The organism is Mycetocola sp. Y791 (assembly GCF_059445325.1).
Window position 1 is genome coordinate 426,801 of sequence record NZ_JCAIUC010000003.1, and the last position, 19,749, is coordinate 446,549.

The following is a 19,749-nucleotide window of genomic DNA, read 5'->3' on the forward strand; positions in this document are numbered from 1 at the left end:
CGTACTCGTCGGGCGTGCTGGTCAGGCGGCGATCGGGATGCCGTGCGCGTCGAGACCAACGGACTCGAGCATTGCGGTGAGCACCGCGTCCTCCCTGTCGAGGGGCTGGAACGGGTCGTTCGAGACGAAGATCCGCACCTGGATGAGCGCCTGATGCGCGAGCATGGACAATCCATTCGCGACGACGCCCCCGGCATCCGCCCACCGGGACGCGAGTTCACTCGGCCACGGATCGTACGCGACGTCGAGCAGCGCCGACGACGAGAGCACCTGGGTCGGGTAGTTCACCGGCAGCGGCGTCCGGCCAGGCAGGGTGCTCACGACGAGCTCGGGACGTGGCACGTCGTCGAGCTCGCCGAACGTGCGAATGTCCACGGCGAGGCCGGCCCGCTTGCCGAGGTCGATCAGCGGCCGGGACTTGGCCGGGTTCCTGGCCAGGATGGTCACCGAGAGCGCACCAAGCTCGGCAGCCGCGACAACAGCACTGGCCGCTGTGGCGCCGCCACCCAGAATGTGGACGTGTGGTGCCTCCGCGATGCCGACGGATGCCAGTGCGCGCGTAATGCCCGAAACATCGGTGTTGTACCCGAACGAGGTTCTCGCCCCGCCATCACCCACGAACCGGAGTGTGTTGACAGCGCCGGTCAGCGTGGCCATCGCGTCTCGAGTGTCGGCAAATTCGAATGCTGCCTGTTTGAGCGGCATGGTCAGCGAGAGTCCGCGCCATCCGGCATCCGGACCGGCGACGGTAGCGGCGAACTCCGTTACCGGAACGTCGCGTGAGCCGTACTCCCAGTCCAGCCCGAGAAGCTCGTAGGCCGTCCGGTGCAGCGAAGGCGACTTCGAATGCGCGATGGGCGACCCGAATACCGCGAGCCGTTCCGGCATCAGCAGCCCTTGTCCGGGTTCTCCGCGCACCAGGCACGGAGCTGCTTGACGGCGGCACCGTGCTCATCGACGGTGTTCGTGAACACCGTCTCGCCTGTGTCGAGATTGACGGTGACGAAGAAGAGCCAGGACCCCTCGGCCGGCGCCATGGCAGCGGCGATGGCGGTATCACCCGGGCTCGCGATCGGTCCGATCGGCAGCCCCGTCATCTGGTAGGTGTTCCACGGGTTCTGCGATTCGAGCGCCTCCTGCGTCGACCAGACCGAGTCGGTCTTCGTCGTGTCGCCATACTGCGCGGTCGAGTCCATCTCGAGCTTCATGTCGACCGCGAGCCGGTTCTGAATGACCCGGCTGACTTTGTAGAAGTCTTCCTCCAGGCGCGCTTCGCGCTGGACAACGGAGGCGATGGTCAGGATGCGTTCCCGTTCCTCGACCGGGACGCCCGCAGCGTCGAGCGCGGTGATCGTCCGGTCAACGAGTACCTGGATCACCTCCTGCGCGGAGAGGTCAGGGTCGAAGGTGTACATGGCAGGAAAGAGCCAGCCCTCGATCGATGGCGCGGTTGCCGGGATGCCGAAGACCGTGGGATCGGCGACGGCAGCCTCGAACTCAGCGAGAGGAATCTCTGTGCTCGCGGACAGCTCCTCGAGAATCGTGGCTCCGGTATCGCCCTCGCGCACGAGAACGGTCCGCTCGACCTTATTGGCCGGGTCTAGGAGAGCGTCAAGCGCAGCCTTCGCGCTCATTTGCTTCTTCAGCTGGTAAACACCGGGGTGGAAGACAGGCTCAGGCTTCTCCTCGATCAGAGTTTCGTAGAAGGCGTCGACGGTCTTGGTCACGCCACGCGCCTTGAGGGTCTTCGCGATGTCCTGGCCGGTGTCGCCCTCCGCGATGGAGACCATGACCTCACCGCTGCCGACGCCCTCGAAGTCAATGGGCTCTTCCCAGCCCATGACCGAGCGGATCTGCGGTTCGAAGGTGTTCCAGGCGTACAGGCCACCCCCGGCAACACCGGCGAGCAGCGCGAGCGTGACAATTGCCGCGATGAGTCCCTTGCGGCTGCGTTTCTCTCGCGGCGGATACGCGGACTCGGTTGACGAGGCAGACCGTCGTTCAGAACGCGTGGACGCTATCGCGGCGCGCTCAGCCTGTTCCCTGGCCTCGCGTCGTGACGACGGCGGTGTACTCGAAGCCGGGGCTTCTGGCGCTTTCGACGCGAGAATGGCGTCAAAATCGCTGGTGCCTTTGGGTCGCTCGGTTGTCACGGCCTAGGATCCTTCACTCGGGTTGACGAGGGAACCAGGAGGGTGTGAACTGCCGCGCTCCGCGTCGAGGGCGTGCTGCAGAATGATGACCGCAGCAACTTGATCGACAATATTACGTGATCTGCTTGATTTCTTGCCCGAGGTGCGAAGCGCCGAGTGGGCGGAAACCGTGGACAGCCGCTCGTCGACCAGTCGGACGGGAACAGCGGATGCCTTCGCGAGCTTTCCTGCGAAGGCGACCGCATCGTCCGTTGATGCTGTGTGCGATCCGGAGAGCGCCAGCGGAAGGCCGACAACGAGTTCGATCGGGTCGAGCTCGTCGGCGATCGCGATGATTCTCTTCACGTCTTCACCGCTGTCGGTCGACCGCTGGACGGTCTCGATCGGTGTCGCCAGCATTCCGTGGTAATCGGAACGGGCGACACCGATGCGGACTTTCCCGACATCGATACCGAGGCGGACTCCCGCACGCATGGCATCCGTCACCGGCTACCTCGTCGCAGCGTCTGTTATCGCGGCGAGTGCGCCGGGGATCATTGCTGCGTCAGTACCGCCACCCTGTGCCATGTCGTCCTTGCCGCCTCCGCCTCCACCGAGGACGCCAGCGGCGGTCCTGGCGAGCACGCCGGCCTTTGCCCCGGCAGCGCGTGCCTCGGCGTTGGTCGCGACGATGACGATCGGTCGGTCCTTGACGGTCGCGGCGAGAGCGGTGATGCTCGGCACTGACCCGAGCCGCTCGCGCACTGTCGTGACGAGAAGACGCAGGTCGTCCGCGGAGTTCAACACTCCGACGTTCTCAGCGACCAGGGTGTACGTACCGGCGGTGTGCTTCGTGGCGACGAGTGCTGGGACACGCTCGGTGAGCGCCCGCGCTTCAAACGCCTGAATTTTCTTCTCGGCCTGTTTGAGGTTTGCGACCAGGTCGGCAATGCGCTCCGGGAGTTGCTCGCGTGGCGTCTTGAGCGATGAGGTGAGCTCGTTCACGATGGCACGTTCGGCAGCGAGGTCACGGAACGCCTCGAGGCCGACGAGGGACTCAACACGGCGGTTCGTCGAGCCAACGCTCGATTCACTGACGAGGTTGATCATGCCGATCTCCGCACTGGTCGACACGTGAGTGCCCGCACAGAGTTCGCGGGACCACGGCCCGCCGATGTCGACGACGCGAACGACATTGCCGTACTTCTCACCGAACAGGGCCATGGCGCCGAGCGCTTTGGCTTCGTCGAGCGGCAGTTCACGCGTGACGACCTCGAGGTTGTCGCGGATCGCGTTGTTCGAGACTTCCTCGATCTCACTCCGTGTCTCAGCCGAGAGGCCTGCGTTCCAGGAGAAGTCGAGACGCAGATAGCCGGCCTTGTTGTACGAGCCGGACTGGTGAGCGTTAGGGCCGAGGACCTGGCGAAGCGCGGCGTGGATGATGTGGGTACCGGAGTGTGCCTGCCTGGCGCCCCTGCGGTATTCGCGGTCGACAACGCTCGTTGCGCTGTCACCGACGCCGACTTCACCCTTGGCGACCTGCACCTTGTGGCTGATGAGTCCCTTGATCGGCTTCTGAACGTCGAGCACCTCGAGTTCATAGCCTGGGCCGACGATGAGGCCCTGGTCGGCTTCCTGCCCGCCGGACTCTGCGTACAGCGAGGTCTCGGCGAGGATCACTTCGGCGATGTCGCCCGCCGACGCCTTCGAGACGGACTGGCCGTTCACGATGAGGCCGAGGATCTTCGACTCGGTGGTGAGGTCGGTGTACCCGGTGAAGGTCGTCTCGCCGAAAGCCCGGAACGCGCTGTAGACGCTGAGGTCAGCCAACGCTGTCTTCTTGGCCTTGGCATCCGCCTTCGCGAGTGCACGCTGGTTGGCCATGAGGGCATCGAACGCCGTGCGGTCGACGCTCAAGCCGGCTTCCTCAGCGATCTCGAGGGTGAGGTCGATCGGGAAACCGTAGGTGTCGTGCAGGAGGAATGCGGTGTCGCCCGGGAGCTTCTGGGCGTTGTCCTTCCTGGTCTTCTCGACGGCAAGGTCGAGGATCGTCGTTCCGCCGGCGAGAGTGCGCAGGAAGGTCTCTTCCTCGCCGTATGCCGACTGGGAGATGCGGCTGTAGTCGTGCTCTACCTCGGGGTATGCGGCTTTCATCGCGTCGCGGGACGCAGCGAACAGTTCGGGGAAGGTGGCTGTATCCACACCGAGCAGTCGCATCGAACGGACGGTCCTCCGCATGAGTCGACGCAGGATGTAGCCCCTGCCCTCGTTGGACGGCGTGACACCGTCGCTGAGGAGCATGAGCGACGAGCGAACGTGGTCAGCGATGATCCGCATGCGAACGTCGTCCGTGTGGTCTGCACCGTAGCGGCGCCCGGACAGTTCGGCAGCGCGGTCGAGCACAGGGCGGACCTGGTCGATCTCGTACATGTTCTCGACACCCTGCTTGAGGAAGGCGACGCGCTCGAGGCCCATGCCGGTGTCGATGTTCTTCTTCGGCAGGTCGCCGAGAATCTCGAAGTCGTTCTTGCCGCGGCCCTCGCCACGGAGGTACTGCATGAAGACGAGGTTCCAGATCTCCACATACCTGTCGTCGTCGGTCTCCGGACCACCGTCTCGACCGTAGGAAGGTCCCCGGTCGAAGAAGATCTCGGAGCAGGGACCGGCAGGACCGGGCTGACCCGTCGACCAGTAGTTCGTGTCCATGTCGAGTCGCTGGATGCGGTCGTCGGGAAGCCCGGCAATGGACTTCCAGAGACGGATGGCCTCGTCGTCGTCCTTGTAGACCGTGACCCAGAGATCTTTCTCATCGAATCCGTAGCCGCCGGCGCTCTCAGGCGAGGTCAGCAGCTCCCAGGCGTACCCGATCGCGCCTTCCTTGAAGTAGTCGCCGAACGAGAAGTTTCCGTTCATCTGGAAGAACGTCCCGTGGCGAGGCGTCTTGCCGACCTCTTCGATGTCGTTGGTCCTGATGCACTTCTGCACGCTGGTCGCGCGCGGGTATGGTGCGGGGACCAGTCCGCTCAGGTACGGCACGAACGGCACCATTCCCGCGACGGTGAACAGCAGGGACGGGTCGTCTGATACCAGCGACGCGGATGGAACTACGGTGTGGCCGCGCTCGGCGAAAAAATCGAGCCAGCGCGAGCGGATGTCAGCGGTCTTCATGGGTCCGTTCGGAGAGAGGTCTCTGCGGGGGCAGAGCGAGATTTATTTCTGAGAAGAGCCGGCGCCAAGGTCGCCGATTGCGTCCTCGGCGTCCTTCGCTAGTTCGTCGATCTTCTCCCGCAGTTCAGCTTCACGTTCTCTGTACGCGTCGGCGACTGTGTCGCTGAACTCGCGGAGCTTTCCATCGAGGTCCGAGAAGAACTCCTTGCCCTTCTGGGTCTTGTTGATCTCGTGCGCGACGAAAAAACCGGCGGCAATGCCGGTAAGTAGCCAGAAAATATTCTTCACAGGGGCTCCTCCTGGGGTGTGGGACGGATGCTTCCAACCAGAATTTCATCCTACCGGTTATGCCTGACCGGCCGCTTTATGGCTCGGCGACAAGAAAAACGGGGCCGCGGCGTAAGCCGCGACCCCGTCGGTAATGCTGTGTTTAGCGTGCTGCGTAGTACTCAACGACGAGCTGGACTTCACAGGTCACGGGGACCTCTGCACGCTGCGGAGCGCGCACGAGGCGTGCCTGCAACTTGTCGAGCTCGACCTCGAGGTACGGAGGAAGCTTCGGGAGGACATCAACGTGTCCGCCTGCTGCTGCAACCTGGAAGGGCTCGGTGCCCTCGCTGCGTGCCTTGACGTGGATGAGCTGTCCCGGCTTCACGCGGAAGGAGGGACGGTCAACGATCTGGCCGTCGACGAGGATGTGACGGTGCACAACCATCTGACGGGCCTGAGCGGTGGTGCGGGCGATGGCCGAGCGCACGAGGAGAGCGTCGAGACGCGTCTCGAGGATCTCGACGAGGTTTTCACCCGTCAGGCCCTTGACGCGACGAGCCTCTTCGAAGGCAATCTTCAGCTGCTTCTCGCGGATGCCGTACTGGGCACGCAGACGCTGCTTCTCGCGAAGACGCACAGCGTAGTCGGAGTCGGTCTTGCGCTTGGTGCGGCCGTGCTCGCCCGGAGCGTAAGGACGCTTCTCGAGGTACTTGGCTGCCTTCGGGGTCAGGGCGATGCCCAGTGACCGCGACAGGCGGGTCTTGCTACGGGTACGTGACTTGGTAGACACGGGTTCCTTTCGATGGAATCTCTGACGATGTGATGCCGGCGCGCACGAATGCGAACCGGAAAGTTAGAGGGGTGAGCCGGAACAGTTCGGCTAAAGAACATGTCCGTCAACCCGATTCAGTGCAGCCATACAAATAAATCGGGCCTAGGCCAGCAATAAGCCTAACACGGCACCGGGTCAGCCGCGCCCGCCCCGCACGATGCGCATCAGCTTGGCGAGGCGAGACGACACATCTCGTTCGTTGCCGTGCTGGGTCGGCTGGTAGTACCGCACCCCGCGGAGCTCGTCGGGAAGGTATTGCTGTTCGACCACCCCGATGTCGGTGTCGTGCGGGTACTTGTATCCCTTGCCGTGCCCGAGCCGTTTGGCGCCGGCATAGTGGGCGTCGCGCATCGGCTTGGGCACCCGGCCAAAGTTGCCCGCGCGCACATCAGCGATCGCGCTGTTGATGGCGTTGTACGAGGCGTTCGACTTCGCGGCCGTTGCGAGGTAGACGACCGCTTCGGCGAGAGGAATGCGTCCCTCTGGCATCCCGATGAACTGCACAGCGTCTGCCGCGGCCACGGCAATCACCAGGGCATTGGGATCGGCGAGCCCGATGTCTTCTGAGGCACTCACGATGATTCGGCGGGAGATGAACCGGGGGTCCTCCCCCGCTTCGATCATCCTGGCCAGGTAGTGCAGCGCCGCGTCGACGTCTGATCCGCGGATCGACTTGATGAACGCGCTGATGACGTCGTAGTGCTCGTCGCCGTTCCTGTCGTAGCGCAGCAGTGCACGGTCGACCGCGTTGGCAACGACGTCAGCGGTGATTACCGGGCGTTGCGCCTCAGCGACGGGAGCCCCGCCCGCACCTTCGTCATCGTCATCGTCGTCGTCAGCGCTCGAGGCGCGATCGACGGTCCCGTCCTCGTTGTCGGTACCGTCCTCGTTGTCGGTGCCGTCTTCGTTGTGGGTGCCGTCCTCGTTGCGGATACCGGCAGCATCCGTTTCGATCGACAGCGAATCAGCGCTGACGGATGCCGCTTCGAGGGCCGTCAGCGCACGGCGGGCATCGCCGGACGCAAGCCTGATGATGGTGTCGCGGGCGTCGGCGGTGACGTCGAACCGGCCACCGAGTCCGCGCTTGTCTTCGATCGCCCGGTCGAGAACAACACGGAGGTCATCGTCGCTCAGTTGCTCGAGGGTGAGCAGGAGTGAACGGGAGAGCAGGGGCGAAATCACCGAGAACGACGGGTTCTCGGTGGTCGCTGCGACGAGGATCACCCAGCCGTTTTCGACCCCGGGGAGGAGGGCGTCTTGCTGCGCTTTGCTGAAGCGGTGGATCTCGTCGAGAAAGAGCACGGTGGACAGCCCGTAGAGATCGCGACTCGTCATCGCTTCGTCCATGACCTGGCGGACGTCACGAACTCCGGCCGAGACGGCGGAGAGTTCGACGAAACGACGACCAGAACTGTGGGCGATGGACTGGGCGATCGTTGTCTTGCCGGTACCGGGTGGGCCCCAGAGGATCACCGAAACGCTGCCTTTGTCACCGGACTTGCCGTGCGCGAGACTGACGAGCGGCGACCCCGGCTTCAGAAGGTGCCGTTGTCCGGCGACCTCGTCGAGACTCTTGGGTCGCATGCGCACCGCGAGCGGGACACTGCCCGAGTGCAGTGCCGCTGTCGTGTTTGCCATGATGCAAGGCTAGCCGCACCCGCTGACAACTTCCGCTGCGGGTGCGGCTCGCGAGGTTACTTGACCGCTGCAGCCGCCGCCGCGAGGATCTCGACGTAGTCCTCGATGCCCCAGGTCAGCGAGAGCGCGGTTGGCGGTGAGACCGCTGCCACGAGTTCAACGCCGACGACGGATGCCACCGTGCCGTTTGCGACGGCGGGGATGGTCTGCGCGTGGCTGGTCGACAGGAACGCTTCCTCGGCCTGGTTCGTGTCGGAGTAGAGCACGAGGATGTCGCTGTCGAGCTTGTCGAGCTCTTCGTAGCTCAGCTGGTAGGAGAAGCTCGAATCGCCGTTGGCGAGTTCGTTGACGGCAGGGGCGTCGGTCATGCCGAGGTCGAACAGGAAATCGGCTCGAGCGTCCTCACCCTTGTAGACGTAGAACGTGCCGGCGAAGTCAGCAACGGCGGCGACGGTTTTGCCCGCGAGTTCCGGGTGCGCTTCGGCCTGCTCCGCTGTCACGGCAGCGATGTCCTCCAGCACACGGTCTGCCTCGACGGTCTTGCCAAGCGCCGTCCCGACGGTCGTGACGACCTCGGTCCACGGGGTGGCCCATGGCGCGTCCGGGTAGGCAACGGTCGGTGCGATCTCGCTGAGGAGGTTGTACTGCTCCTCGGTGATTCCCGAGTACACCGCGAGAATCAGGTCTGGCGCCTGCTCGGCGATCTGCTCGTACGCCGGCTCCTCCGTCGACGAAGGGATCATGGCGGGTGCCTCGGCGTCGAGTTCTTCGAGTGCTTCGGCGACCCACGGGAGGACCCCGTTCTCATCGCCGCCGTAGCTCTGTGCTTCCATTCCGACCGGCACGACGCCGAGGGCGACTGCGGCATCCGTCGATCCCCAACCGAGGGTGACGACGCGCTCCGGCTCCGCCTCGATCTCGGTCTCACCGAACGCGTGCTCGATCGCGACGGGGAACGAACCCGTCTCGCCTTGGGCCGCGGGCTCTTCGGTGTCTGCGGCTGGTGCACAGCCGCTCAGGGCAAGGACGCTGGCGGCTGCGGTCGCAAGCAACGCCATTCGGGATCGAGTGAACACAGGAACTCCAGTGGGTCAGGACAAGAACTTAGGTAAGCCTATCCTCATCGACCTCGATCATGTGGCTCTATTCCTACCGTGTCGATCGACGCCGGTTCGCTGTGGCCAGCAGCGCCAGCAAATAGGGCGCACCGAGTACACCGGTGATGACGCCTGCCGGGACCTGCACGTCGCCGGGAACGGCGTGCTGGGCAAGGAAGTCGGCACCGAGTACGAGTGCGGCGCCAACGAGGGCACTCGACACGACCGCGAGTGAGCCGTCGCGGGTGATCCGCTTGGCGACGGGGGCCGAGACGAACGCGACGAAGGCGATGGGTCCCACAAAGGCGGTAGCGACTGCGCACAGTGCGACCGCGACGCCCAGAATGAGCAGCCGCGTGCGTTCCACCCCGATGCCGAGGGCCGCAGCCGTCTCGTCACCGAGCTGCAGGACGCGCAGGCGCTTCCCAAAGACGCCGACGAGGGGCAGCAAAGCGGCCAGCACGACGGCAAGCACAACGATCTCAGACCAGGTCGCTCCCCCGACGCCGCCCACCATCCACACCAGTGCCTGGGACGCGTCACGGACTTCGCCGCGGGTCAGGAGGTAGCCGAGTGCAGACTGGCCGAGGAATGCAACGCCGACCCCGATGAGAACGAATCGATACCCACTGACGCCGCCGCGCCAGGCCAGCAGGTAGATGACCGCGGCCACGAGAAGTGCACCGGTGAACGCACTCGCGGCAACCACCGCGCCGCTCGCACCGAACAGCATGATCGCACCTACAGCTGAGACACTCGCGCCCCCGGAGATCCCGATGATGTCCGGACTCGCGAGGTCGTTTCGCAGCAAGGTCTGGAACAAAGCGCCCGCAACGCCGAACGCGATCCCCGCGAGGATTCCGAGGACCACACGGGGCAGGCGCAGCCGGAAGACGATGACAGTGTCACCGCCAGTGCCCTGCCCGGCCAGGGTGAGCAACAGGTCAGGGATCGGGAGAGTGTACGCACCAACAGCCAGGCTCGTGGCCGCAGCCACGGCAACGAGGACCGCGAGACCGGCGACCACCGGACCAGGTTGCGGCCGACGCCGGCCCGGCGCGGGTGCGACCCGAGGTATTCTTTCGCTCACAATCCGCTCATTCTCGATCGCCGGACCAGGATGATGAGCACGGGGGCGCCGACCACCGCCACGAGCAGCCCCGCTTCGATTTCACCCGGGTAGCTGATCAGCCGCCCGACGATGTCGGCGGCCAGGAGCAGGACCGGACCGAGGACCGCGGCGTACGCGAGGATCCAGCGATAGTCCGGACCTGTGACCGGCCGGACCAGGTGAGGGATAACGAGCCCGACGAAAACGATCGGACCTGCGAGCGCTGTCGCCGCTCCGCAGAGCAGCACGATCGCGACACCGGCAACCGCGCGTGAGAAACCGACGCCGTGGCCGAGCCCTCTCGCGACGTCGTCCCCGAGCGAGAGCACGTTGAGTGTCCTGCCCAGGGAGAGGGCGAGGATGGCGCCGGCACCGAGAAAAGGGAGGAGCGCGGCGACAGTGTCGAGGTCACGATTGACGAGGGAGCCGACAGACCAGAATCGGTAATTGCTGAGCGTGTTGATGTCTGTGATGAGGACAAGAGTGATGATCGAGGTGATGCCGGCGGTGAGCGCGGTCCCCGCGAGTGCGAGCGTCACCGGGGTGGAACCGGCGCCGGCGAGAATACTTATCGCGAACACGAGCGCCGCGGCGGCGGCGGCCCCGATGAACGCAAACCAGATGTAGCCGGATGGATGAGTGACACCGAAAAGCCAGATGGCGATGACGACAGATAGCGAAGCCCCAGCGTTGACACCGAGCAGGCCGGGATCAGCAAGCGGATTGCGGGTCAGTCCCTGCATCAGGGTTCCCGCGAGCGCGAGCGCCGCACCAACGACGAGCCCGATCACCGTGCGCGGGACCCGTAGCTCACGGATCACCACGTGGTCGTTGTTGCCCGGTTCTGGAGAGAACAGTGCGCCAACGACGCTGTCGAGCGGGGTCGCACGCGTCCCGAGGCAGAGACTGAGTACGACAACGACGAGAAGCAGCGCGGCGGCGACGGCGAGTCCCCACCGTCGCCGGGCCTCGGGCCGCCTCACGGGTGCCGCTCGAGTGACCACCGCCGTCATGACCGGCCCAGAACGGGAACCGGGCCTGGAGTGCGCATCCGCTTAGTATGGCATGCCTAACCTAACTAGCTGGAGCGCGCCTCTCCCCGGGCATTTGGTCACGACCAGTCAGTAACCGTAAAGTTCATCGAAGACGGCACCCGGGGTGCTGGCCTTGAGAACCGGCGCACGAGCGCCCATCCGATGGAGGATCCACGTGGCACCCAGCAAGACCGAAGAGCGCCTGGCACGCGAGAATCGTGAACGTCTCAAGGCCTATAAAGCCCGTCGGACGCTGCACGAGTACCGCGTCAAGCGCCGGGTGCGCGACAACTGGATCGCCGGCATCGCGCTCGTGGTCGTCGCGGCTGCGGTGACGGCCGGCCAGGTCGTGTACTTCTCCAACGGCCCAGGCGCGCCGAGCGCGACCTCGACACCGGCACCGACTGAAACGGCACCGTCGGAGACCGCCCCGGCCGGTACGAACACCGGAGACGTGCCAGACGCCGGCCTCGCCGAGGGCAGAGTCTGGACCGGATCGATGACCATCAATGGCATTCCGCTCGGCATTGAGGTCGACGGCGCGGCCGCACCGCAGGCGGTCTCGTCGTTCGTCTCTCTCTCGCAGAACGGCTTCTACGACGGCATCAGCTGTCACCGCCTCACAAACGAAGGCCTCTTCGTCCTCCAGTGCGGCGACCCTGAGGGCACGGGATCGGGCGGCCCTGGTTACAGCTACGGACCCGTCGAAAATGCCCCGGCAGACAACGTCTACCCTGCGGGCACGCTCGCGATGGCCCGACAGTCAAACAACGGCTACAGCATGGGTAGCCAGTTCTTCATCGTTTACGAAGACACCACGCTCGGAGCAGACGAGGCTGGCGGGTACACGGTGCTCGGAAAGGTGACCAGCGGACTCGACGAACTCAGGGCGGATGTCGTCGATGCCGGAATCACTGACGGGCTGACCGACGGCACACCAGCCATCCCCGTCACCATCGAGAACGTTACGGTTCAGTAGCCGGTGTCTGTGACCTTCCCCCGCCGGGAGGGGTCAACGTAATAGGCTGGACCAGAGTTTCCGGTCGCGCAGTTGCGCGACAACCAAGCAAGGTGAGGCACGTGTCTAATTCTGAGCAGCAACCATGGGGTCGCGTTGACGAGTCCGGCGCCGTTTTCGTGCGCGAGGGCGACGATAACTGGCGTGAGGTCGGGCAATTCCCCGATGGCACCCCGGAAGAGGCACTTGCCTACTTCACCCGTAAGTTCACGGAGCTGGCCGGCCAGGTGACGCTCCTCGAGCAGCGCGTTAAGCGTGGCGCCCCGGCCGCGGACGTCGCCAAGGCCGTCTCACACCTCGCCTCCAACCTGGAGAACGCGAACGCCGTCGGCGACCTGGCGAGCCTCAAGGCCCGCGTCGCTGCACTCGACTCGACGGTGGGCGAACTCACCGAGCAGCAGAGCGAAGAAGCCCGCGCCGCCGTTGCCGAGGCGATCGCCGTTCGAACGGCTATCGTCGACGAGGCAGAAAAGCTCGCAGCGCAGGACCCGGCCAAGGCACAGTGGAAGCAGACCACCGAGCAGATCACCGCCCTCTTCGGCCAGTGGCAGACACACCAGCAGGAGGGCCCGAAGCTGCCGAAGGGCGAGGCGAACGAACTCTGGAAGCGATTCCGTACCGCCAAGTCGACGATCGAGCAGAACCGCAGGGCGTTCTTCGCCGAACTTGACTCGGTGCACCGCGACGCGAAGTCCCGCAAGCAGGAACTCATCGACCAGGCTGAGGCTCTGATCCCCAAGGGTGCAGACGGCATCCCCGGATACCGAGCGCTGCTCGAGGAGTGGAAGAAGTCAGGCCGCGCAGGAAAGCGTCACGACGACGCGCTCTGGGCTCGGTTCAAGGCTGCCGGTGACGCGATCTACGCCGCGAAGTCCGAGGTCGACGCCATCGACAACGCCCAGTTCTCGGAGAACCTTGAGGCCAAGCTCGCCCTCCTTGAGGAGGCTGAGCCGCTGCTCGCCGAGACCGACCGGGACAAGCTTCGGTCCGCGCTCGCCTCGATCCAGCGACGCTGGGACGAGATCGGAAAGGTCCCCCGCGATCAGGTTCGCACAGTGGAGGACCGGCTTCGCAAGGTGGAGAACCACCTCAAGAAGCTCGACGAGGACCACTGGACGAAGAACAACCCGGAGACCAAGGCCCGCACCGAAGGACTCGCCGGTCAGCTCAACGCAGCGATCGCCAAACTCGAAGCCGAACTCGACGAGGCGAAGGCCACCGGAGACAAAGCCAAGATCGAGGCTGCGACAGAGGCACTCGAGGCGCGCAAGGTGTGGCTCAACGCCCTGTCCTGACCACGCGTCGTCCACAGCCAAACGGCGGGAGCGAATTCTTCACAGATTTGCTCCCGCCGTTTCTCGTCGGTCAGAGCGGTTCACCCTTGGACCATGCCCCGGTTTCTGCCCTCGGTCCTCAGCACCGGGTTCCTGCCCGTTGCCGAGCTTTACGCTGCAGCGCGCGATGGCGACCTGATGAGGTTCGACGACGTTTTCATCTGCGTCGACGAGCCCGATCGCCGAGAGTTGCGTGCGAGCACGCTCGCGAGTGAGCTGCCACGGCTTCCTGCTGCCAGGCACCTCGTGGCAATGGGCTGGAGCGCGGCCTGGGTATACGGCGCCATCGACGACCCGCCCTGGCAGCACGAGGTGTGCGTTCGGGCAGACGAACGCGCAACGCTCCGGCTTCCGCCCCGGTTCCACCAACGGGAGCTGCGCCTCTCGGACTCCGACGAGACGCGGATAGCGGGGCTGAGGGTGACAACGCCCGCGCGCACCGCTCGCGATCTGGAACGGAAACGCCCCTGCTCCCCGGAATCCGTTGCGGCCATCGCCCGCCTCGAGGTGCTCACCGGAGCGGCAGTCCGCGCGGATCAGCCGCCGTTGACGCGGTAGACGTCGTAAACCGCGTCGATGCGCCTCACCGCGTTGAGGACACGCTCCAGGTGGGTGGTATCCCCCATTTCAAAGACAAAGCGAGAGATGGCCAGACGGTTGTTCGATGTCGATACGGTGGCGGAGAGGATGTTGACGTGGTGCTCACTGAGTACTCGCGTGACATCGCTCAGCAGGCCGGCGCGATCAAGAGCCTCGACCTGAATGTGGACGAGGAACAGGCTCTTGGAGCTCGGTGCCCACTCGACGTCGATCATGCGCTCAGGCTCCTTGAGCAGCTCCTGAACGTTGTGGCAGTCGCTCCTGTGTACAGAAACGCCCGAACCGCGGGTCACGAAACCGACGATATCGTCGCCGGGAACGGGCGTGCAGCACTTCGAGAGCTTCACGAGAATGTCGGGCGCACCCCGAACCAAAACTCCGGAGTCGCTGTGCGTCATCGTGCGGGTGCGACCGCGAACCGGGAAGTCGATCGTGGCCTGCTCAGCCTCGGTGTCTCCCTGAAGGAGGGCAGCGACCTTTTCGAGCACGGACTGGGTCGAGACGTGCCCCTCACCGACCGCGGCGTACAGCGCGGAGACGTCCTCGTACCGCATCTGGGCCGACACCTCGGCGAAGGTGTCCTGGCTCATCAGTTTCTGCAGCGGCAGGTTCTGTTTGCGCATCGCGCGTGCGATGGCATCCTTACCCTGCTCAATGGCTTCGTCGCGACGTTCCTTGGTGAACCACTGACGGATCTTGTTGCGCGCCCGCGTGCTCTTGACGAAGCTCAGCCAGTCCTGGCTGGGACCTGAGTCCGGGTTCTTCGACGTGAAGACCTCGACAACATCGCCGCTGTTGAGCTCTGATTCGAGCGGAACGAGCCTGCCGTTGACCTTCGCACCCATCGTGCGGTGGCCGATCTCGGTGTGCACGGCGTAAGCGAAGTCAACGGGTGTCGCCCCGGCGGGAAGGCCGATGACGCGACCCTTCGGTGTGAAGACGTAGACCTCTTTGGCGCCGATCTCGAACCGGAGCGAGTCGAGGAACTCGCCTGGGTCACTGGTCTCCGCCTGCCAGTCCGAGATGTGCGCGAGCCACACCATGTCGTTCTCTGTCGTCTTCGACGCACCCTTGCCGCCGTTGACGTTCTCTTTGTACTTCCAGTGCGCTGCGACACCGTACTCGGCGTGCTGGTGCATTTCGTGCGTTCGGATCTGGATCTCGACGCTCTTGCCCTGCGGGCCGATCACTGTCGTGTGCAGTGACTGGTAGAGGTTGTACTTCGGGGTCGCTATGTAGTCCTTGAACCGCCCGGGGATCGGAGTCCACCGCGCGTGGATCGCGCCGAGCACCGCATAACAGTCGCGAACAGAATTGACGAGAACCCGGATGCCGACGAGGTCGTAGATCTCGTCGAAGTCACGACCGCGCACGATCATCTTCTGGTAGATCGAGTAGTACTGCTTGGGCCTGCCGACGACCTTGCCACGGATCTTCGCGGCCTTGAGGTCTTCGTTGACCGAGTCGATGACCGTCTGGACGAGTTCTTCCCGCTGCGGGGTACGCTGCCTGACCAGGCTTTCGATCTCGGCGTACAGCTTGGGGTACAGCACGGCGAACGAGAGGTCTTCCAGTTCCCACTTGATGGTCTGGATTCCGAGCCTGTGCGCGAGCGGAGCGTAGATCTCGAGCGTCTCCGTCGCCTTCTTGGCGGCCTTCTCGGCGGGAACGAAGCCCCAGGTACGCGCATTGTGCAGGCGGTCGGCGAGCTTGATCACGAGAACGCGGATGTCCTTGGACATCGCAACGATCATCTTGCGGACGGTCTCCGCCTGGGCGCTTTCGCCGTACTTGACCTTGTCCAGCTTGGTGACGCCGTCGACGAGCATGGCGACTTCGTCGCCGAATTCTGCGCGAAGCTCGTCGAGGCCGTAGTCGGTATCCTCGACCGTGTCGTGCAGGAGAGCCGCTGCGAGGGTCTTCGGTCCGATCCCCAGGTCGGCGAGAATCTGGGCGACCGCGACAGGATGGGTGATGTATGGCTCACCGCTCTGGCGCTTCTGCCCGCGGTGGGCGCGCTCCGCGACGGTATAGGCCCGCTCGATGACCGTGATGTCGGCCTTGGGGTGGTGCAGCCGTGCCGTGCGCACAAGACGATCGACAGCGCCGGCTGGCTGCGCCTTCGAAAAGATCCGAGGGACGAGCCGTCGGAGGGACGCGCTTGACGACTGGGTCTCTGTCATGGCGTCACCTCCGAACCTCTATTATCCCGTACCGTGGCGGTCTAGCGCGCCGCAGCGACAGCGGGCTCGGCGACCGCGCGTGAGCGACCGGCGAGCACTCGGGTGTCGCGCTTTTTGATCTCCGGCTCATTCTGCCTGAACAGCGCATACAGTGGCGCCGCGACGAAGATCGTGGAGTACGTGGCCACGAGGATGCCGACGAAGAGCGACAGGGAGATGTCGCGCAGCGTTTCAGCACCGAGGAGGAAGTCACCGATGAGGAGGATTGACGCAACCGGAAGCGCGGCGACGACCGAGGTGTTGATCGACCGAACGAGCGTCTGGTTGACCGCGAGGTTCACCGATTCAGCGAACGTCCGTGGTGCATTCTCGCCGTCCTCCGTGGTGTTCTCCCGAATCTTGTCGAAGACCACGACAGTGTCATAGAGCGAGTACCCGAGGATCGTGAGGAAGCCGATCACGGCGGCCGGGCTGATCTCGAAGCCACTGAGCGCGTACACACCGAGAGTGATGACGAGAACATCGAGGAGCGCGATCATCGCGGCCGCGGACATCTTCCAGGTGCGGAAGTACAGCGCCATGGTGATGAACGCCAGCGCGAGGAAGATGACGAGTCCCGTGATCGCCTGTCGTGTGACGTCCTGTCCCCACGACGCACCGATGAAGGATGTCGTGACTTCAGACTCGGGGACGTCGAACGCCTTCGCGAGTGCGGTCGTGACGTCGTTTGTGTCCGCCGACGTCAGCTGGTTCGTCTGCACACGAATGGCAGAGTCACCGACCGTTGTGACCTTCGACGCGGCGTCAGGAACGACGCTCTCGACGGCATCCGTCGCCTTGTTCTGATCTGTGCTCTCAACCGAGTTGATGGTGAACTGCGATCCACCGGTGAACTCGATGCTGAGGTTGAAGCCGCCCTTGACGATCGGGACGAGTATCGACGCGAGGACGAGCACAATCGCGACGCTGAACCATACCTTGCGGTTACCGACGAAGTTGAACGAACGCTTCCCTGTGAACAGGTCGTTACCGAATGTGGTGAGGCTGGGCATTAGGAATTCTTCTCCTCAGACTTCTTGCCGGCGCCCGCGGCGACGAGCTCAGCCTGCTTGCGTTCTGCGATTGTTTGCCGTTTCGCTGCCTCACGGCTGGACTTCGTTGACTTGCCTGCGACGCCGGGCTGCGGCGCACGGAACTGTGCCCTGCCCCGGTACACAGCGCCGAGGGCGTTCGGATCGAGTCCGGAGAGCGGGTGACCGCTCGAGAAGAACCGCGTCTGCGCCAGGACCTGCAGGGCCGGGTGTGTGAACAGCAGAACGACGAGGACGTCGATGATCGTCGTGATCCCGAGGGTGAACGCGAATCCCTTCACGTTTCCGACGGCAACCGCGTACAACACAACGGCGGCGAGGAGGTTGACACCCTTCGATGCATAGATGGTGCGCTTGGCGCGCTTCCATCCCGCCTCGACAGCGGACTCGAGCCCTCGTCCGTCGCGAAGCTCATCCCGGATTCTCTCGAAGTAGACGATGAACGAGTCCGCGGTGAATCCGATGGCCACGATGAGTCCGGCGACACCGGCGAGTGAAAGCCGGTAACCGTTGCGCCAGGACAGGATCGCGATCACGAGGTAGGTGAGGACACCGGCGACGACGAGAGAGGCGATCGTCACGAAGCCGAGCAGCCGGTACTGGAAGAGCGTGTAGATGGCGACCAGGACGAGGCCGATGAGCCCGGCGATGATGCCGATCTGCAACTGAGCGGCACCGAGAGTGGCCGAGATGGCCTCTGAACTCAACACGGTGAAGCTGATGGGAAGAGCGCCGTACTTGAGCTGGTCTGCGAGCGACTTCGACGACTCCTGGGTGAAGTTACCCGAGATCTCCGCGTTGCCGTCGGTGATGACGCTGTTGGTCTGCGGAGCCGAGATGACCTGGTTGTCGAGCACGATGGCGAACTGGTTCTGGGGGCTCTGCAGGGCGGTGAGCCGCTGCGTCACGTCCGCGAACTGCTCGGTGCCTTTGCCGTCGAACTCCAGGTTGACGACCCACTGGCCGGTGGTTGCACCGGTCTGGGTGGTCTGCATGCCGTTCGTGGCGTCTTCGATCGTCGATCCCTCGACCTCGACGGGACCGAGGATGTACTTGACGCTGCCGTCGACCTCACACGCGATGATGGGCTTGTCAGCCGGCTGCACAACCCCGGCTTCGACGGGTTGCGCGCAGTCGAAGGCCTGGAACTCGGCCTGCAGCTTTTCGGTGATCTGCGCGAGATCACTCGCGTTGGTCGGTTCCGTCGCCGGAGTGTCGGGAAGCGCTGGATCGGGCGTTGGGTAAGGCGTCTCAACGCCGTCCTCGCCGACGAAAGTGTTTGTGGGGCCGCTTGCGACGAGGACCGGGCGGAACTCGAGCTTCGCCGATGCCTCGATCCGGTTGCGGGTCTCTTCGTCTGCTTCACCGGGGATGGAAACGACGACGTTGTTTCCCTCGGTGTTGATCTCAGCCTCGGAGACACCAGACGCGTCCACGCGCTGCCTGATGATCGAGACGGCCTGGTTGAGCTGCTCCGCGGAGACCGACTCTCCCTCCTCGACGTTGGGCTGCAGAATGATCTGCGTTCCACCTTCGAGGTCAAGCGCGAGCTTGGGTCCCCAGGAGGCGTTACCCCAGACGACACCTCCGGCGAGGATGCCGAAGAGTGCAAGGGTGATAACGCCAAGCCAGATCAGTGAGCGACTCGCTCTACGGATGGGCGTCGACTTCGACTGTGCCAACTACGTACTCAGCTTTCTCTGGCCGTCTCGCACCGCCACTGATGGCGGCACGAGACGCTTCTGGTTTACCTGTGCGGTGACTACCTGCTCAGTGAGACTACTGGTCAGCCTTCTTATCACGTGAATCGGTGACGTCTGTGGACGCATCGAATTCCGTGCGCTGGCCGATTTCAGTGTCGAAGGACGGCGCGACCGCTGCGTCTTCTGTCTCTGCGATAAGAGTGTCATCTGCGATAACCGGCTCGTCTTCGACAACCTTCGCGATGGCCTGACGGTGAACCGTGAGGACGGTTCCCGGGGTGGATTCGAGGAGCACCTTGTTGGTGTCTTCATCCATTTCGAGGATGGTCCCGAAGAGCCCGAACGTGGTCATGACTTCGGCACCCGGCACAACCTTCGAGAGCAATGCTTCCTGGTCCTGCTTGCGCTTCTGTCCGTTGCGGAACATGAAGAAGATGAGGACGGCCAGGATGACCAGCATTCCGATGGTTAATGGATCCATAAGAGGTAAAGACCTTTCGCAGCATCACGGCCGCATGGGAGGGAAATATGGCCGACA

Annotated in this window: 17 protein-coding genes; 3 read left to right on the plus strand and 14 right to left on the minus strand. The window is 64.2% G+C overall.

Annotated features, from left to right (window positions below):
- Positions 1-21: 21 nt before the first annotated feature.
- The 10 genes from AC1C2N_RS11085 to AC1C2N_RS11130 all read right to left on the minus strand — a co-directional run bounded on the left by AC1C2N_RS11085 (position 22) and on the right by AC1C2N_RS11130 (position 11,231).
- Positions 22-888 (minus strand): shikimate dehydrogenase family protein, encoded by an 867-nt coding sequence (locus AC1C2N_RS11085; RefSeq protein ID WP_495433996.1) that lies wholly within the window; start codon positions 886-888, stop codon positions 22-24.
- Positions 888-2,153, minus strand: a complete 1,266-nt coding sequence (mltG, locus tag AC1C2N_RS11090) for an endolytic transglycosylase MltG (RefSeq protein ID WP_495433997.1) — start codon at positions 2,151-2,153, stop codon at positions 888-890. The genes AC1C2N_RS11085 and mltG overlap by 1 nt, the downstream gene beginning before the upstream one ends.
- Before the next feature lie 3 nt (positions 2,154-2,156).
- A complete protein-coding gene (gene ruvX / locus AC1C2N_RS11095; protein ID WP_483404181.1) occupies positions 2,157-2,627 on the minus strand; it encodes a Holliday junction resolvase RuvX in 471 nt (156 codons plus the stop codon).
- A 15-nt stretch (positions 2,628-2,642) separates the two neighbouring features.
- Positions 2,643-5,300, minus strand: a complete 2,658-nt coding sequence (alaS, locus tag AC1C2N_RS11100; RefSeq protein WP_495433998.1) for an alanine--tRNA ligase — start codon at positions 5,298-5,300, stop codon at positions 2,643-2,645.
- A gap of 42 nt (positions 5,301-5,342) precedes the next feature.
- The gene (locus tag AC1C2N_RS11105) at positions 5,343-5,588 is read right to left on the minus strand and encodes a hypothetical protein (RefSeq protein ID WP_108391048.1); all 246 of its coding nucleotides are present in this window, start codon (positions 5,586-5,588) and stop codon (positions 5,343-5,345) included.
- Between the two features lie 142 nt (positions 5,589-5,730).
- A complete protein-coding gene (gene rpsD / locus AC1C2N_RS11110; RefSeq protein ID WP_108391049.1) occupies positions 5,731-6,360 on the minus strand; it encodes a 30S ribosomal protein S4 in 630 nt (209 codons plus the stop codon).
- 177 nt (positions 6,361-6,537) lie between these two features.
- Entirely contained in the window at positions 6,538-8,040 is a 1,503-nt protein-coding gene (locus tag AC1C2N_RS11115) for a replication-associated recombination protein A (protein WP_495433999.1), read from the minus strand.
- A 56-nt stretch (positions 8,041-8,096) separates the two neighbouring features.
- Positions 8,097-9,116 (minus strand): iron-siderophore ABC transporter substrate-binding protein, encoded by a 1,020-nt coding sequence (locus AC1C2N_RS11120; protein ID WP_495434000.1) that lies wholly within the window; start codon positions 9,114-9,116, stop codon positions 8,097-8,099.
- A 73-nt stretch (positions 9,117-9,189) separates the two neighbouring features.
- A complete protein-coding gene (locus tag AC1C2N_RS11125) occupies positions 9,190-10,164 on the minus strand; it encodes a FecCD family ABC transporter permease (protein ID WP_495434001.1) in 975 nt (324 codons plus the stop codon).
- Positions 10,165-10,223: 59 nt separating this feature from the next.
- Positions 10,224-11,231 carry a FecCD family ABC transporter permease gene (locus AC1C2N_RS11130; RefSeq protein ID WP_495434002.1) on the minus strand — a complete coding sequence of 336 codons (1,008 nt, stop codon included), beginning with the start codon at positions 11,229-11,231 and terminating at the stop codon, positions 10,224-10,226.
- Between the two features lie 226 nt (positions 11,232-11,457).
- Here AC1C2N_RS11130 and AC1C2N_RS11135 point away from each other — a divergent pair, with 226 nt between their 5' ends.
- The 3 genes from AC1C2N_RS11135 (at position 11,458) to AC1C2N_RS11145 (ending at position 14,192) form a co-directional block, all read left to right on the plus strand.
- Positions 11,458-12,261, plus strand: a complete 804-nt coding sequence (locus AC1C2N_RS11135) for a peptidylprolyl isomerase (RefSeq protein ID WP_495434003.1) — start codon at positions 11,458-11,460, stop codon at positions 12,259-12,261.
- 101 nt (positions 12,262-12,362) lie between these two features.
- A complete protein-coding gene (locus AC1C2N_RS11140; RefSeq protein ID WP_483404185.1) occupies positions 12,363-13,595 on the plus strand; it encodes a DUF349 domain-containing protein in 1,233 nt (410 codons plus the stop codon).
- Positions 13,596-13,688: 93 nt separating this feature from the next.
- Positions 13,689-14,192, plus strand: coding sequence for a type IV toxin-antitoxin system AbiEi family antitoxin (locus AC1C2N_RS11145; protein ID WP_495434004.1), 504 nt, complete (start codon positions 13,689-13,691; stop codon positions 14,190-14,192).
- Here AC1C2N_RS11145 and AC1C2N_RS11150 read toward each other — a convergent pair.
- The 4 genes from AC1C2N_RS11150 to yajC form a co-directional block, all read right to left on the minus strand.
- Positions 14,171-16,417 (minus strand): RelA/SpoT family protein, encoded by a 2,247-nt coding sequence (locus tag AC1C2N_RS11150; RefSeq protein ID WP_483404187.1) that lies wholly within the window; start codon positions 16,415-16,417, stop codon positions 14,171-14,173. The genes AC1C2N_RS11145 and AC1C2N_RS11150 overlap by 22 nt on opposite strands.
- Before the next feature lie 41 nt (positions 16,418-16,458).
- A complete protein-coding gene (gene secF, locus AC1C2N_RS11155; protein WP_495434005.1) occupies positions 16,459-17,469 on the minus strand; it encodes a protein translocase subunit SecF in 1,011 nt (336 codons plus the stop codon).
- Positions 17,469-19,190, minus strand: a complete 1,722-nt coding sequence (gene secD, locus AC1C2N_RS11160; protein WP_483404189.1) for a protein translocase subunit SecD — start codon at positions 19,188-19,190, stop codon at positions 17,469-17,471. Before secD ends, secF begins: the two co-directional genes overlap by 1 nt.
- A 97-nt stretch (positions 19,191-19,287) precedes the next feature.
- Complete coding sequence (gene yajC / locus AC1C2N_RS11165; protein ID WP_495434006.1) at positions 19,288-19,692, minus strand: preprotein translocase subunit YajC; 405 nt, start codon at positions 19,690-19,692, stop codon at positions 19,288-19,290.
- Positions 19,693-19,749 lie beyond the last annotated feature (57 nt).

Excerpts from the sequence above, each read along its gene's own strand:
- AC1C2N_RS11085 (WP_495433996.1), bottom strand. The coding sequence starts at position 888 with ATGCCGGAACGGCTCGCGGTATTCGGGTCGCCCATCGCGCATTCGAAG.
- ruvX (WP_483404181.1), bottom strand. The coding sequence starts at position 2,627 with ATGCGTGCGGGAGTCCGCCTCGGTATCGATGTCGGGAAAGTCCGCATC.
- alaS (WP_495433998.1), bottom strand. The coding sequence starts at position 5,300 with ATGAAGACCGCTGACATCCGCTCGCGCTGGCTCGATTTTTTCGCCGAG.
- AC1C2N_RS11115 (WP_495433999.1), bottom strand. The coding sequence starts at position 8,040 with ATGGCAAACACGACAGCGGCACTGCACTCGGGCAGTGTCCCGCTCGCG.
- AC1C2N_RS11145 (WP_495434004.1), top strand. The coding sequence starts at position 13,689 with ATGCCCCGGTTTCTGCCCTCGGTCCTCAGCACCGGGTTCCTGCCCGTT.
- AC1C2N_RS11150 (WP_483404187.1), bottom strand. The coding sequence starts at position 16,417 with ATGACAGAGACCCAGTCGTCAAGCGCGTCCCTCCGACGGCTCGTCCCT.
- secF (WP_495434005.1), bottom strand. The coding sequence starts at position 17,469 with ATGCCCAGCCTCACCACATTCGGTAACGACCTGTTCACAGGGAAGCGT.
- yajC (WP_495434006.1), bottom strand. The coding sequence starts at position 19,692 with ATGGATCCATTAACCATCGGAATGCTGGTCATCCTGGCCGTCCTCATC.